The sequence below is a fragment of the Variovorax sp. GW821-FHT09D05 genome (assembly GCF_059416325.1).
In genome coordinates this window covers 215,246-228,255 of sequence record NZ_JBWKOZ010000013.1, presented here as the reverse complement: position 1 = coordinate 228,255, position 13,010 = coordinate 215,246, and the positions used below count along the sequence as shown (strand labels likewise).

The following is a 13,010-nucleotide window of genomic DNA, read 5'->3' as shown; positions in this document are numbered from 1 at the left end:
ATCGGGTGCTCCCCGCAGCGAAATAAAGGAGGAGGCCGAAGGCCGGGGGACATTCGCGGAGGGGAGTACCCGGTGTCCTGTGCACGCGCCCTGAACAACGGCGCACAGAACACAACAAGAAATCAGCGCAGCGCTTCGACCAGATCAAGCACCATCCGGTCAGGCCCGAACTTCTCGACACCCTGAGTCAACAGCGCATCGACAGCCTGCGCAATGCCATGACTGGAAGACGACTGCTCCGCCATGTCGTTGTAGTACCCCAGGTCCTTCTTGGCATTGGCCATCGAGAACTTCAGCGAATCGGTGCTGCCAGTCAGCAGCTTGGGCTTGACGCGTTCCAGTGCCACACCGTTGCCGCCGCCCTTGGCAAGCACGTCGACAAACACATCGGGCTTCACGCCCGCGCGCTCGGCACAGGCAGCAGCCTCGCACAGCAGCGCCACGGTGCCCAGCGACACGAAGTTGTGCAGCAGCTTCATCGCGTGGCCCGCACCGATGCCGCCCACGTGCGTGACGTTCTCGGCAAAGCAGCGCAGCAACGGCAGGCACGAGGCCAGCACCTCGGCGTCGCCACCCACCAGCAGGTTCAGCCGGCCTTCGGCGGCTTCCTTCGCGGTGCGCGTCATCGGCGCATCGATGAACTTGCCGCCCTTCGCGCTCACTGCTTCCGCCACCTTGGCGGTGGAAGCGGGCACGGCCGTCGAGCAGTCGATTACCACCGTGCCGGGGCGCAGCGCAGTCAATGCGCCCTTGTCGCCGAGCATCACGGCCTCGACCTGCGGCGTGCCGGTTACGCAGAGGATCAGCACGTCGACCTGCGCAGCGAGCGCGGCAACGTCCTTCACCGAAGTGGCGCCGGCCTTCAGCAGGCCGTCGATGGGCTGGTTGCCCGCGTGCTCCAGCACGGTGAGCTGGTGGCCGTGCTTGACGATGTTGCTGGCAATGCCGTGGCCCATCAGGCCGACGCCGACGAGGCCGACTTTGCGCGGCGCTTGCTGTTCAGTGGTTGTCATGTGTTGTCTTCATCCGTGCTTGATGGCGATGGTCTTGAGGGTCGTGAATCCGAGCAGGGCCTCGAAGCCCTTCTCGCGGCCGAAGCCGCTCGATTTCACGCCGCCGAAAGGCAGTTCTACACCACCCGCCGCACCGTAATTGTTGACGAAGACCTGGCCGCAGTGCAGCTTGTGCGCCATGCGCAGCTGGCGCGCGCCGTCGCGGGTCCACACGCCGGCCACCAGTCCGAAGTCCGTGCCGTTGGCCAGGCGCACAGCCTCGGCCTCGTCGGCGAAGGGCATCACGACCAGCACCGGGCCGAAGATTTCGCGCTGCACCAGGTCGCTGTCGTGCGGCACGTCGCGGAACAGCACGGCCTCCTGGTAGTAGCCGGTGGCCGACGCGTTGGGTGACACCGTGCCGCGCGCCGCCACCTTCAGGCCATTCGCCTCGGCCGTCGAGACCATGTCGCGCACCTGGCGAAACTGCTTCTCGTTGATGAGCGGACCCATGTCCAGGTCTTCGGCGGGCGTGCCCGCGCGCACGGCCGTGAAGCGCTTCGCGAGCCGCTGCACCACCTCTTCGTAGACCGATTGCTCCACCAGCACGCGGCTGCCCGCTGAGCAGGTCTGGCCGGCGTTCTGGATGATGGCGTTGAGCAGCACTGGCTCGGCCGCATCCAGGTCGGCGTCGGCGAACACGATCTGCGGCGACTTGCCGCCCAGCTCCAGCGTCACCGGGCAATGGCGCTCGGCCGCGGCCAGGCCCACGCTGCGGCCGGTCATGGTCGAGCCGGTGAACGAGATGTGGTCGATGCCCGGGTTCGCACACAGCGCCGCGCCGGCTTCCTTGCCGTAGCCCGTCACCACGTTGAGCGCGCCGGCCGGAAAGCCCACCTCCGTCGCAATCTCCGCCAGGCGCAGCAGCGACAGGCTCGCGTCTTCCGCCGGCTTCACCACGCAGGCGTTGCCCGCGGCGAGCGAGGCGCCCACGCTGCGGCCTGCGATCTGCATCGGGTAGTTCCAGGGAATGATGTGGCCCGTCACGCCGTGCGGAATGCGCACCGTCAGCACGGTGTAGCCGCGCTCGTAGGGCAGGGTGTCGCCGTGCAGCTTGTCGCAGGCACCGGCGTAGTACTCCATGTAGCGGGCCAGCGCGGTCGCGTCGTTGCGCGCCACGCGCAGCGCCTTGCCGGTGTCGCGAGCTTCGAGCTGCGCGAGCTCTTCGTGGTGCTGCATCACGGCGGCGCCCAGCTTGGCGAGCAGGCGGCCACGCTCCAGCGCGGTCATCGCGCCCCAGGAGCCGTCGAAGTTCTCGCCCATGGCCTTGCGCGCGGCGCGCACGGCCGTGTCCACGTCGGCGGCGGTGCCGCGTGCGATCTGGCCGAATTTCTGGCCATCGCTCGGGTCGATCACGTCGATGGTGGCGTTGCCTTCGGACGGCACGTGGTGGCCGTCGATGTAGTGGGTTGCGTTCATTTGCTTTGTCTCCTTGCGGCCGGTCACTTGGGTTCCGGCCAGGGGTGTTGTGCTTCGCGGATCTGCTCGAAGGCGCGGCTGAACTGCAGCACGCCCAGGTCGTCGAAGCGGCGCCCGGCAATCTGCAGGCCGATGGGCAGGCCCTCTGCCGAGTAGCCGCAGTTGATCGAGGCGGCAGGCTGCTCCGACATGTTGTAGGGCACCGTGAAGCCGATGTGCTCCAGCGGCAGCATCGGGTCGTTGGTCGGCGAGGCATGGTCCGCCGGCGCGGGCATGTTGGGCGACACCGGCGAGATCACGAAGTCGTAGCCCTTGGTGGCGGCAACGGTGGCCGCACGCGTGGCGATGAACTGGCTGTAGGCCTCGAAGATGTGCGCGCCGGAGAACCCGGCCGCGCTCTCGGCCCAGTCGCGGATGTACGGGAGAATCTTCGCGCGCTTCTCCGGCGTCATCGCCTGCATGTCGATGCACGAGCGCATGCGCCAGAAGTGGTCCATGCCCTGCAGCATCTTCGGCGTCATGAAGGGCTTGATTTCTTCCACCAGCGCGCCGGCCGCCTCGATGCGCTTCGCGGCGCGGCGCACCGCCTCGGCGATCTGCGGGTCCAGCGGCAGTCCGCAGCCCGCGTCCATGTGCAGTGCCACGCGCTTGCCCTTGATGAACGACGGGTCGACTTCGAAGGCCGTCCAGTCGATGCCCGGCGCCGGCAGTTCCGAATAATCGCGGTCGTCGGGCTGCGCGACCGAGGCCATCATCAGCGCCGAGTCGGCCACCGTGCGCGTCATCGGTCCGGCGCAGCGGCCCATGTAGGGCGTGCTCAGCGGAATGCGGCCGAAGCTGGGCTTGAGCGTGTAGATGCCGCACCAGCTGGCCGGCAGGCGCAGCGAGCCGCCGATGTCGGTGCCTACGTGCAGCGGGCCGTAGCCTGCGGCAGCCGCTGCACCGGCACCCGCGCTGGAGCCGCCCGGCGTGCGCGACAGGTCCCACGGGTTGCGCGAGAGTTCATGAAAGCTCGACAGGCCCGACGACAGCATGCCCAGGTCGGGCATGGTGGTCTTGGCGACCAGCACCGTGCCGTCTTCCTTCAGGCGTGCAGCGGGCGGGGAGTCCTGCGTCATCGGCACGAGGTCGTAGGCGGCGGTGCCCAGCGGCATCGGGTCGCCTTCGGTCGCGAGGTTGTCCTTGATGGTCACGGGCACGCCGTCGAGCGTGCCGCGTGGCGTGCCGGCCAGCCAGCGCGCCTCGGAGGCGCGGGCCTGCTCGAGCGCAAGCTCGGGGCGGAAGAGCCAGGTCGCGTGCAGCTCGGGTTCGTAGGCCGCGATGCGTTCGTTGACCGAGCGCACCACTTCCACCGGCGAAAGCTCCTTGCTGCGGTAGGCCGCGTGCAGCTCCTGCACGCTCAGGGAGTACAGGGGCTTGGTCATCGCATCAACTCCACGAGATTGCGGCCAGGTCGTTCACCACGATCGGCATGCTCGGCCACAGGCCCTTCACTTCCTTGCGTGCGATGGTCGGGAACACCGCCTGGTACAGGAAGCCGTTGACTGCGTCGGTTGCCAGCTGGCGCTGTGCCTCGGCCAGCAGATCGGCGCGGCGCTTCTTGTTCTCTTCGTTCTGGATGCTGACGAACAGGTCGCGGAACTTCTTCGAGTCGTAGCCCCAGTAGTAGTCGGGCTCGGTGTACTTCACAAGGTCGAAGGGCTCCACGTGCGCGACCATGGTCAGGTCGAAGTCGTGCGCGCCGCCGAAGGTGCCGCTGAGCCACTGGGCCCACTCGACGTTCTGGATCTTCACGTTGATGCCGATCTGCGCCAGTTGCGCCGCGATCATCTCGCCGCCCTGGCGTGCATACGAAGGCGGTGGCAGCTGCAGGCGCAGTTCGAGCGGCGTCTTCACGCCGGCCTCGGCCAGCAGCTTCTTCGCCTTCTCGATGTCGAAGGGGTTCATCGCCGTGGTGTCGATGAAGCCCGGCGCGCCCAATGCGTAGTGGCTGCCGATGGGCCTGCCGAAGCCGTCCGCCGCGCCCTGGACGATGGCGTTGCGGTCGATGGCCGCGAGGATGGCGCGGCGCACGCGCACGTCGTCCAGCGGCTTCTTGCGGTTGTTGATGGTCAGGATCACCTTGCCGCGCGTGCCGACCTCGATCACCTGGAAGCGCGGGTTGCCCTTGAACTGGCTCACCGAGCGCGTGCCCGCGCGCGGGAAGATGTCGATGTCGTTCGACAGCAGTGCGGCGGTCTGCGCGGCCGTGTCAGACATGAATCGGAAGACGAATTTCTCGGTCTTCGCAAGATTCGGGTCGCGATACGTCGGCGATTTCACCAGCGTGCACGAGGCGCCGCGCTGCCATGCGCTCAGCTTGTACGGGCCGGTGCCGACTGGCGCAGTGACGTTGGTCTCGGCGCTCTTGGGCTCGACGATGCAGGCGGTCGACTGGCCCAGCATGAACGGCAGGTCGGGGTTGGGCAGCGTGCTGTTCACGCCCACCATGTACTCGTCGAGCACCACGGTGCCGATCTCGCTGAAGAAGCGCTTGTCCTTGTTGGTGCTCTTGGCGCCACCTGCGCGGTCGAACGAGAACTTCACCACCGACGCGTTGAAGGGCTGGCCGTTCTCGAAGCGCACGCCCTTGCGCAGCTTGAAGACGAAGGTCTTCATGTCGGGCGACGACGTCCAGCTCTCGGCCAGCATCGGCGTGACCGAGCCGTCGGCGTTCACCTTGGTGAGCGTCTCGAAGATGTTGTACTGCGTGATCTCCGCGATGGCCGATGCGGCGCCGCTCGTCGGGTCCAGGCCTGGTGGTTCGAGCGGCATGCCGATCGTCAGCGTGTTCTTGCCGGCCTGCGCGCGCGCCTGGGGCAGGAAGACACCCGGGATTGCCGCGGCCATGGCGGAAGTCATGAGTGTGCGTCGCTTCAACATTCGATAGTTCCTGGAGGTGAGGGTGGAGGAAAAGAAAGCCTTGCCCGGCTAGCGGGACGGCGTGTGCAGAACGGCGGAAAGCAGGGTGCGCGTGTATTCGTGCTGGGCGTGCTGGAACAGGTCGGCCGGGCGGCCCCGTTCGACGATGCGGCCCTTGAAGACCACGCAGACCTCGTCGCACAGATGGTTGACCACCGCGAGGTCGTGACTGATGAGCAGATAGCTGATGCCGAACTGCTGCTGCAGGTCTTGCATGAGGTTGAGCACCTGGGCCTGCACCGAGACATCCAATGCGCTTACCGGTTCGTCGGCGACGATGAGCTTGGGGCGCGTGATGAGCGCGCGCGCAATCGCGATGCGCTGGCGCTGTCCGCCCGAGAACTCGTGCGGGTACTTGTCCATGTCGGTGGTGCGCAGGCCCACTGCAGCGAGCGCTTCGGAAGCGCGTTCGCGTTGCACGGCGCGGCTGGTCTCGGCCAGTGCTTCGAGCGGCTCGGCGACGATGCGTGCGACCGTCTGGCGCGGGTCGAGGGAGCCATAGGGGTCCTGGAAAACCATCTGGAAGTCGCGCCGCGCGGTGCGCAGCTCGGCCTTGGGCAGCGCATGCAGGTTTCGGCCTTCGAGCGAGACGGTGCCCGAAGTGGGCGTGTCGAGCGCCATCACGAGGCGAGCGATGGTCGACTTGCCCGAGCCCGATTCACCGACGATGCCCACGCTCTTGCCGGCCTGCACCTCGAAGCTCACGCCGTTGAGCGCCTTCACGGTGGGTGGCGGGCCGAAGAGCTTCTCGCGCGGCAGCGCGTAATGGCGGTAGAGGTTGTTCACGGCCAGCAGGGGCTGGCCGGCGGTGATGGGCTTGCTCATGCGGTGGCCGCCTTGGCATTCAACGCGGCGATTTCGCCCAGCCGCAGGCAGCGCACCGTGTGGTCGTTCGGCAGCATCGTGGCTTTGGGTCGCGTGCTTTGGCACAGGTCGATGGTGTGGGCGCAGCGACCGGCAAAGGCGCAGCCGCGCGGCATGTCGACCAGTTCGGGCACGCTGCCACGAATGGTCGGCAGGCGGCCGGCACGAACCGCACCGATAGCGGGCCGCGCCGCGAACAGGCCGCGTGTGTAGGGATGTGCACGGCCGGCAAAGACCGTGTCGGTCGGGCCGCTCTCCACTGCGCTGCCGCCGTACATCACGAGCATGCGCTGCACGCTGTTGGCGATCACGCCGAGATCGTGCGAGATCAGGATCAGCGCCATGCCCATTTCCTTGACCAGGCCCTGGATCAGGTCGAGCACCTGTTTCTGGATGGTCACGTCGAGCGCCGTGGTGGGTTCGTCTGCAATCAGCAGATCTGGCCCGCAGGCAAGCGCCATCGCAATGCCGATGCGCTGGCGCTGGCCGCCCGAGAACTGGTGCGGATAGGCATCAAGGCGCGAGGCCGCATCGGGAATGCCCACGCGGTCGAGCAGGCTCAGTGCTTCCTTGCGGGCCTGCGCCTTCGTCAGCCCGCGATGCAGCTGCAGTGGCTCGCCGACCTGGCGCGCGATGGTGTGCACCGGATTCAGTGCAGTCATCGGCTCCTGGAAGATCATGCCGATGCGGTTGCCGCGGATCTGGCACATCTGCTTTTCGGGCAGGCCGACGAGCTCCTGCCCGTCGAGCTTGATGCTGCCCGCGAGCTTGGCGCTGGACGGCAGCAGGCCCATGAGCGACATCACGGTGATCGACTTGCCGCAGCCCGATTCGCCGACGATGCCCAGCGTTTCGCCGCGCTCCAGCGAGAACGAAATGCCGCGCACGGCCTGCGCCGGCCCGCGCTGGGTCTGCAGGCCGATCTGGAGGTTGTTGACTTCGAGGAGGGGCATGGCGCTTACCGGGCTCTGGCGAGGCGGGGGTCGAGCAAGTCGCGCAGCCCGTCGCCAAGGAGATTCAGCCCGAGCACTGCGAGGGCGATCGCCATGCCGGGGAAGACGGCCAGCAGCGGCTGCTGGAACATGAGGGTCTGCGCTTCGCTGAGCATGCGGCCCCACGAGGGTTGCGGCGGCTGCGTGCCCAGGCCCAGGTAGGAGAGGGCGGCTTCGGCCAGGATGGCGATGGCGAAGCGGATCGTGATCTGCACGATCAGCACGGCCGAGATGTTGGGCAGCACGTGCTGCATCGTGATCGCGAACGGGCCCTTGCCGCAGGCGCGTGCGGCGGCGACGTACTCGCGCGACCAGATCGCGTTGGCAGAAGCGCGCGTGATGCGCGCGAAGGTCGGGATGTTGTAGATGCCGATCGCGATGATCGCGTTGACGATGCCCGCGCCGAACACGGCGGTCATCATGATGGCCGACAGGATCGCAGGGAAGGCCAGCGTGAAGTCCGACAGCCGCATCACCGCTTCTTCGACCCAGCCGCGTTTCGCAGCCGCGAGCAGGCCCAAGGCGGTGCCGACCACCAGGCCGATACCGACTGCGATCACGCCGACGAGGATGGACGCGCGCGCACCGACCAGCAGCAACGAAGCCACGTCGCGGCCGAACGCATCGGTGCCGAGCCAGTGCGAGGCCGAAGGGGCCTGCATCTTGTTCGGCATGTCCATCGCATAGGGCGACCAAGGCGTCCACACGAAGGACACGAGGGCGGCCAGGAGCAGCAGGGCGGCAAGCACGCCGCCGATGACGAAGCTGCGGTGCTTCAGTGCGCGCTGCCAGAAGCCGGGGACCTTGAGCGCCGCAGCGCCTGGACTTGGAATAGCAAGGGTGCTCATATGTCGCTGGCCTTGATGCGCGGGTCGATCACGGCATACAGCACGTCGACCACGAAGTTCACGATGACCACCATGGCCGCCAGCAGCATCACGCAGTTGCGCACCACGATCAGGTCGCGGTTGCTGATGGCCTGGAAGATCAGCCGGCCCAGGCCCGGCAGGTAGAACACGTTCTCCACCACGATGGTGCCGGCCAGCAGCTCGGAGAACTGCATGCCCATCACGGTGATGACGGGGATCATGGCGTTGCGCAGCACGTGGGTCCACAGCACCGCGCGCTGCGAGACACCCTTGGCGCGCGCGGTGCGAACGAAGTCTTCGCGCATCACTTCGAGCACGGCCGAGCGGGTGATGCGCGCGAGGATCGCGGCTTGAACGACGGCAAGAGACAGCGCCGGCAGCAGCAGCGACTTGATGCCCGCGAAGATGCCTTCGCCCCATCCCTCGAAACCGCCAGCGGAGAACCACTGCAGCTGCACCGAGAACACGAGGATCAGCAGGATGGCGAACCAGAAGTTCGGAATGGCGATGCCGACCTGGGCCATGCCCATCAGGCCGACGTCGCCAAGCTTGTTGTGGCGGGCAGCGGCTGTGACGCCCACCAGCAATGCAATCACGACGGTGAGAGCCATCGCCAGCATGGCCAGAGGCACGGTGAGCGCGAGGCGTTCCAGGATCAGGTCGAGCACCGGCGAGCTGTAGGCGTAGCTGTCGCCGAGGTTGCCGGTGAGCAGGCCGCCGATCCAGTGCCAGTAGCGTGTCCACGCCGGCAAGTCGAGGCCCAGCTTGGTGGCCAGCGCTGCGACGGCTTCAGGAGAGGCATCCGGTCCCATCAGCATCTGCGCTGCATTGCCCGGAAGAATCTCCAGTACCAGGAACACGATGATGGATGCGCCCACCAGGGTGCCGATGAGCGTCAGTGTGCGTTTCAGCAGGAACAGGCCCATTTCAGTGACTCCGCTCTGCGTTGTGTCGTTGGGTGTTCTTGTTCAGGGTGCGTGCGAATGACACCGGGTACTCCCCTCCGCGAATGTTCCCCGCCTTCGGCTGCTCCTTTATTTCGCTGCGGGGAGCACCCGGTGCCATTCGCACATGAGCGCGCCTTGAACAAGAGCGAGATTTCATGCCGAGATGCAGCTAGCAATCGCGCGGCCGACGTCCACAGTCGAAGCAGTGCCGCCCATGTCGCGAGTACGCGGACCTTCGCTCAGCACGGTCTCGATGGCCGAGATCACCGCAGCCGAAGCCTCTGCGTACACCGGGTCGTTGTTGCCCAGATGGTCGAGCATCAGCGCGGCCGACCAGATCTGGCCGATCGGATTGGCGATGCCCTTGCCCGCGATGTCGGGCGCCGAACCGTGCACCGGTTCGAACAGTGAGGGGAATTTGCGTTCGGGGTTCAGGTTGGCCGAGGGCGCGATGCCGATGGTGCCGGTGCAGGCCGGGCCCAGGTCGGAGAGGATGTCTCCGAACAGGTTGGAAGCCACCACCACGTCGAACCAGTCGGGGTGCTGCACGAAATGCGCGCACAGGATGTCGATGTGGTACTTGCTCGTCGCCACGTCGGGGTAGCGCGTAGCGATCTCGGCCAGGCGCTCGTCCCAATAGGGCATGGTGATCGAGATGCCGTTCGACTTGGTGGCGGCCACCAGGTTCTTGCGCTTGCGGCGATTGGCGAGCTGGAACGCGTAGTCGATGATGCGGTCCACGCCGGTGCGGGTGAACACAGCCTCCTGGATTGCCATCTCGCGCGGCGTGCCTTCGAACAGGCGCCCACCCACCGAGGTGTACTCGCCCTCGGTGTTCTCGCGCACCACCAGAAAGTCGATGTCACCGGGCTTGCGGTGCGCCAGCGGGCCAGGCACGCCGGGCATCAGGCGCACGGGGCGCAGGTTCACGTACTGGTCGAAGTCACGGCGGATCTTGATGAGCAGGCCCCACACGGCGATGTGATCGGGCACCTTGTCGGGCGCACCCACCGCACCGAAATAGATCGCGTCGTGGCCCTGGATCTTGTCGTCCCAGTCGGCCGGCATCATCAGGCCGGTGCGCACATAGTGGTCGGAGCCCCAGTCGAAGTGGTCGTATGAGAAATCGATGCCGAAGCGGCGACCGACCGCATCGAGTACGCGCAACCCTTCGGGCATGACCTCGACGCCGATGCCGTCTCCGGGAATGACGGCAATCCTGTGCTTTTTCTGCATTGACTCAACCTGTTCCAAGTTCGTTTCGTTCGGTGCACCAGCGCTCGTGACGCAGGGCTTGCCAAAAAATTCTAGAAGCGAGAACCGGGCCTGAAGAGGGGGTTGGCACTCAAATGGCATTGACAAAATCAGAAGGCAAAGCGGAATGCCTTCACAGGGGATTCCGAGAATTTCTTGTCATTAAATTGACTTTGACTTCAGAAAATTAGAAGGCAACAAGCATCCGCGACCGACCGCTTGCCGGCTCCGACAACCGGTTCATGAAGGTTTTCTGAAGCCCTCGGCGCGGGCGTGCCGGATACTCCACGCGCTTGCGATGCGCTCCGCAGAGACCGCCGCCTGGAGGACCATGAATCTTTTGCCTGTCGCCATGACGGCGCTTGCCCGGCGCTGGAAGCGGTGGTTGCAGCCCTCGCTGCTGCGGCGCCTGCTGCTGGCGCAGACCGCGGTGGTCGTGCTGCTGTGGGGCGCCATCCTGGCGCTGTTCCTGTACGACTCCAACCGCGTGACGGATCTGGTGCGCTACGACAAGATCTTCGATAGCGTCATCACGATTGCGCAGAACCTCGCGGCCGACCCCGCCCGTCAGCAGGAGGCCCTGAAGGCCTTCGACATGGCGCTGCTCGAAACCTCGGGTGACTTCAGTTCGGAGACGGACAAGGCGCCCGTCATGCAGGTGTGGCAGCGGGGGCGGCTCATCTTCAACTCCACAGCTGCCGCGCCGGTCATGCAAACGGCAGTGCCGGGTCGGGTGGAGAACGTGCGCGTCGGCGAGCGCATGTGGCGCGCGCGCATGATGACTTCGCCGGGGCTTGACACCCGCGTGCTGCTGGCCGAGCCGAAAGTCCTGCGTTTCAGCGTCACCGTCGACCACCGCAGCTACTACCTGCTGCCGCTGGCCATCAGCCTGCCGTTTCTCGTCTTTCCGGCGTGGCTGTCGGTGCTGTTCGCGCTGCGGCCCTGGCGGCAGGTAACGCAAGAGACTGCCGAGCGTGGCCCGGCCGACCTGACGCCGCTGAGCTTCGAACCGCGGCACAAGGAGCTGCAGCCGCTGGTGCGCAGCATCAACGACCTGCTGCGCAGCGTGCGCGACCGGGCATCGCGCGAGCGCATGCTGATCGCCGATGCAGCGAATGAACTGCGCACGCCGCTCGATGCGATGCGCGTGAATGTCGAAGCGCTGAAGGAACAGACCGCCGACGCGGGCCAGCGCGAACTCATGATCAACCTGCTGCGCAGCAACGACCGCGCCGCGCGGCTGGTGGGCCAGTTGCAGCAGTTGATGCGCAGCGACGAGATGCCGCAGGACGCGGTGCCCATGCGGCTCGCGTTCGATGCGCTGGTGCAGGAGCGCATCCCGTTCGTGGAGGACCTTGCACGCGTGCGCGGCATCGGGCTGGACTTCGTGTCCGAAGGCGCGGTGCTGGTGTTCGGCGAACGCGAGAGCCTGATCTCGATGGTGAGCAATCTCATCGAGAACGCCATCAAGTACAGCCCGGATGGCGGCACTGTCACCGTGCGCGTTGCGTGCGAACCGGAATCGTCGAAGGCCGTGCTGCGCGTGACGGACCAGGGGCCGGGCATTCCGCCGGAGCTGCGCGAGCGCGTGTTCGACCGCTTCTTTCGCAACCCGGACCAGACGCAGTCGGGCAGCGGGCTGGGGTTGGCGATCGTTCGCTCGGTGCTGAACAAGCATGGCGGCCGGATCGAACTGGCAGCCGGTGAAGACGGGAGCGGCCTGCTCGCGACCGTGTGGCTGCCGTTGTCGACGGGCTGACAGGGCCTTGCGTCCCCCGTACCATGGCCCGATGCGAACACTCCAACTCCCCACCGGCGGCGAGATGCCGGTCCTCGGTCTCGGCACCTGGCGCATGGGCGAAAACGCGGGGCATCGCGCGGCCGAAGTGAAGGCGGTGCGCGAGGCCATCGCGCTCGGCTACCGCCTCATCGACACCGCCGAGATGTACGGCGAAGGCGGCGCCGAAACCGTCTTGGGCCAGGCCATCGGCGAGGCCTTGCGTGCGGGCGACGTGCGGCGTGAAGAGCTCTTCGTCGTCAGCAAGGTCTACCCGCACAACGCCAGCAGGCGCGGCACGCGCGATGCCTGCGAGCGCAGCCTGAAGCGGCTGGGGCTCGACGCCATCGATCTCTACCTGCTGCACTGGCGCGGCAGCCATCCGCTGAGCGAGACGGTCGCGGCAATGCATTCGCTGGTAGCAGACGGGCGCATAGCCCACTGGGGCGTGAGCAACTTCGACACCGACGATATGGAAGAGCTGGCGCAGGCCGTGGGCGATGGCCCGGAGTGCGCGGCCAATCAGGTTTACTTGTCGCTCGGCGAGCGCGGCCCGGAGTTCAGCCTGCTGCCCTGGCTGCGCGAGCATGGCATGCCGCTGATGGCCTACAGCCCGATCGACCAGGGCGCGTTGGCTGAAGACGATGGGCTGGGCGAATTGGCCGAGCGGCTCGGCGTGACGGCCGCGCAATTGGCGCTGGCCGCGGTGATCGCGCGGCCCGGCGTGGCGGCGATTCCGAAGGCGGTGCGCAGCGCGCATCTGAAGGAGAACCTGGCGGCAGAGGAGTTGAAGCTCGATGCGGCAACTCTCGAAGAACTCGACCGATTGCACCCACCGCCGCGGCGCAAGGGGCCGCTGGCGATGATCTAGCAAA

At 66.6% G+C, this 13,010-nt stretch carries 11 protein-coding genes; 2 read left to right on the top strand and 9 right to left on the bottom strand.

Features of this window, described 5'->3' with window-relative positions; genetic code table 11:
• Positions 1-122: 122 nt before the first annotated feature.
• The 9 genes from AC07O3_RS30570 to AC07O3_RS30530 all read right to left on the bottom strand — a co-directional run bounded on the left by AC07O3_RS30570 (position 123) and on the right by AC07O3_RS30530 (position 10,340).
• Entirely contained in the window at positions 123-1,013 is an 891-nt protein-coding gene (locus AC07O3_RS30570) for an NAD(P)-dependent oxidoreductase (RefSeq protein WP_093180225.1), read from the bottom strand.
• Positions 1,014-1,022: 9 nt separating this feature from the next.
• A complete protein-coding gene (locus tag AC07O3_RS30565; RefSeq protein WP_495341112.1) occupies positions 1,023-2,471 on the bottom strand; it encodes an aldehyde dehydrogenase family protein in 1,449 nt (482 codons plus the stop codon).
• Between the two features lie 23 nt (positions 2,472-2,494).
• Complete coding sequence (locus AC07O3_RS30560; RefSeq protein ID WP_495341111.1) at positions 2,495-3,895, bottom strand: amidase; 1,401 nt, start codon at positions 3,893-3,895, stop codon at positions 2,495-2,497.
• 4 nt (positions 3,896-3,899) lie between these two features.
• Positions 3,900-5,393 (bottom strand): ABC transporter substrate-binding protein, encoded by a 1,494-nt coding sequence (locus AC07O3_RS30555; RefSeq protein ID WP_093083039.1) that lies wholly within the window; start codon positions 5,391-5,393, stop codon positions 3,900-3,902.
• A gap of 48 nt (positions 5,394-5,441) precedes the next feature.
• The gene (locus AC07O3_RS30550) at positions 5,442-6,257 is read right to left on the bottom strand and encodes an ATP-binding cassette domain-containing protein (protein ID WP_097198478.1); all 816 of its coding nucleotides are present in this window, start codon (positions 6,255-6,257) and stop codon (positions 5,442-5,444) included.
• Positions 6,254-7,249: an ABC transporter ATP-binding protein gene (locus AC07O3_RS30545; RefSeq protein WP_495341110.1), complete on the bottom strand. Its 996-nt coding sequence runs from the start codon at positions 7,247-7,249 to the stop codon at positions 6,254-6,256. Before AC07O3_RS30545 ends, AC07O3_RS30550 begins: the two co-directional genes overlap by 4 nt.
• A 5-nt stretch (positions 7,250-7,254) precedes the next feature.
• Positions 7,255-8,136 (bottom strand): ABC transporter permease, encoded by an 882-nt coding sequence (locus AC07O3_RS30540; protein WP_495341109.1) that lies wholly within the window; start codon positions 8,134-8,136, stop codon positions 7,255-7,257.
• On the bottom strand, positions 8,133-9,083 hold the full coding sequence (locus AC07O3_RS30535; RefSeq protein ID WP_097198480.1) for an ABC transporter permease: 951 nt from the start codon (positions 9,081-9,083) through the stop codon (positions 8,133-8,135). Before AC07O3_RS30535 ends, AC07O3_RS30540 begins: the two co-directional genes overlap by 4 nt.
• 174 nt (positions 9,084-9,257) lie before the next feature.
• Complete coding sequence (locus tag AC07O3_RS30530; RefSeq protein ID WP_495341108.1) at positions 9,258-10,340, bottom strand: tartrate dehydrogenase; 1,083 nt, start codon at positions 10,338-10,340, stop codon at positions 9,258-9,260.
• Between the two features lie 349 nt (positions 10,341-10,689).
• On the opposite strand from AC07O3_RS30530, the gene AC07O3_RS30525 reads away from it, so the two are divergent.
• Both AC07O3_RS30525 and AC07O3_RS30520 read left to right on the top strand, forming a co-directional pair.
• Complete coding sequence (locus AC07O3_RS30525; RefSeq protein ID WP_495341107.1) at positions 10,690-12,117, top strand: sensor histidine kinase; 1,428 nt, start codon at positions 10,690-10,692, stop codon at positions 12,115-12,117.
• Positions 12,118-12,148: 31 nt separating this feature from the next.
• Positions 12,149-13,006, top strand: coding sequence for an aldo/keto reductase (locus AC07O3_RS30520; protein ID WP_495341106.1), 858 nt, complete (start codon positions 12,149-12,151; stop codon positions 13,004-13,006).
• Positions 13,007-13,010: the final 4 nt, after the last annotated feature.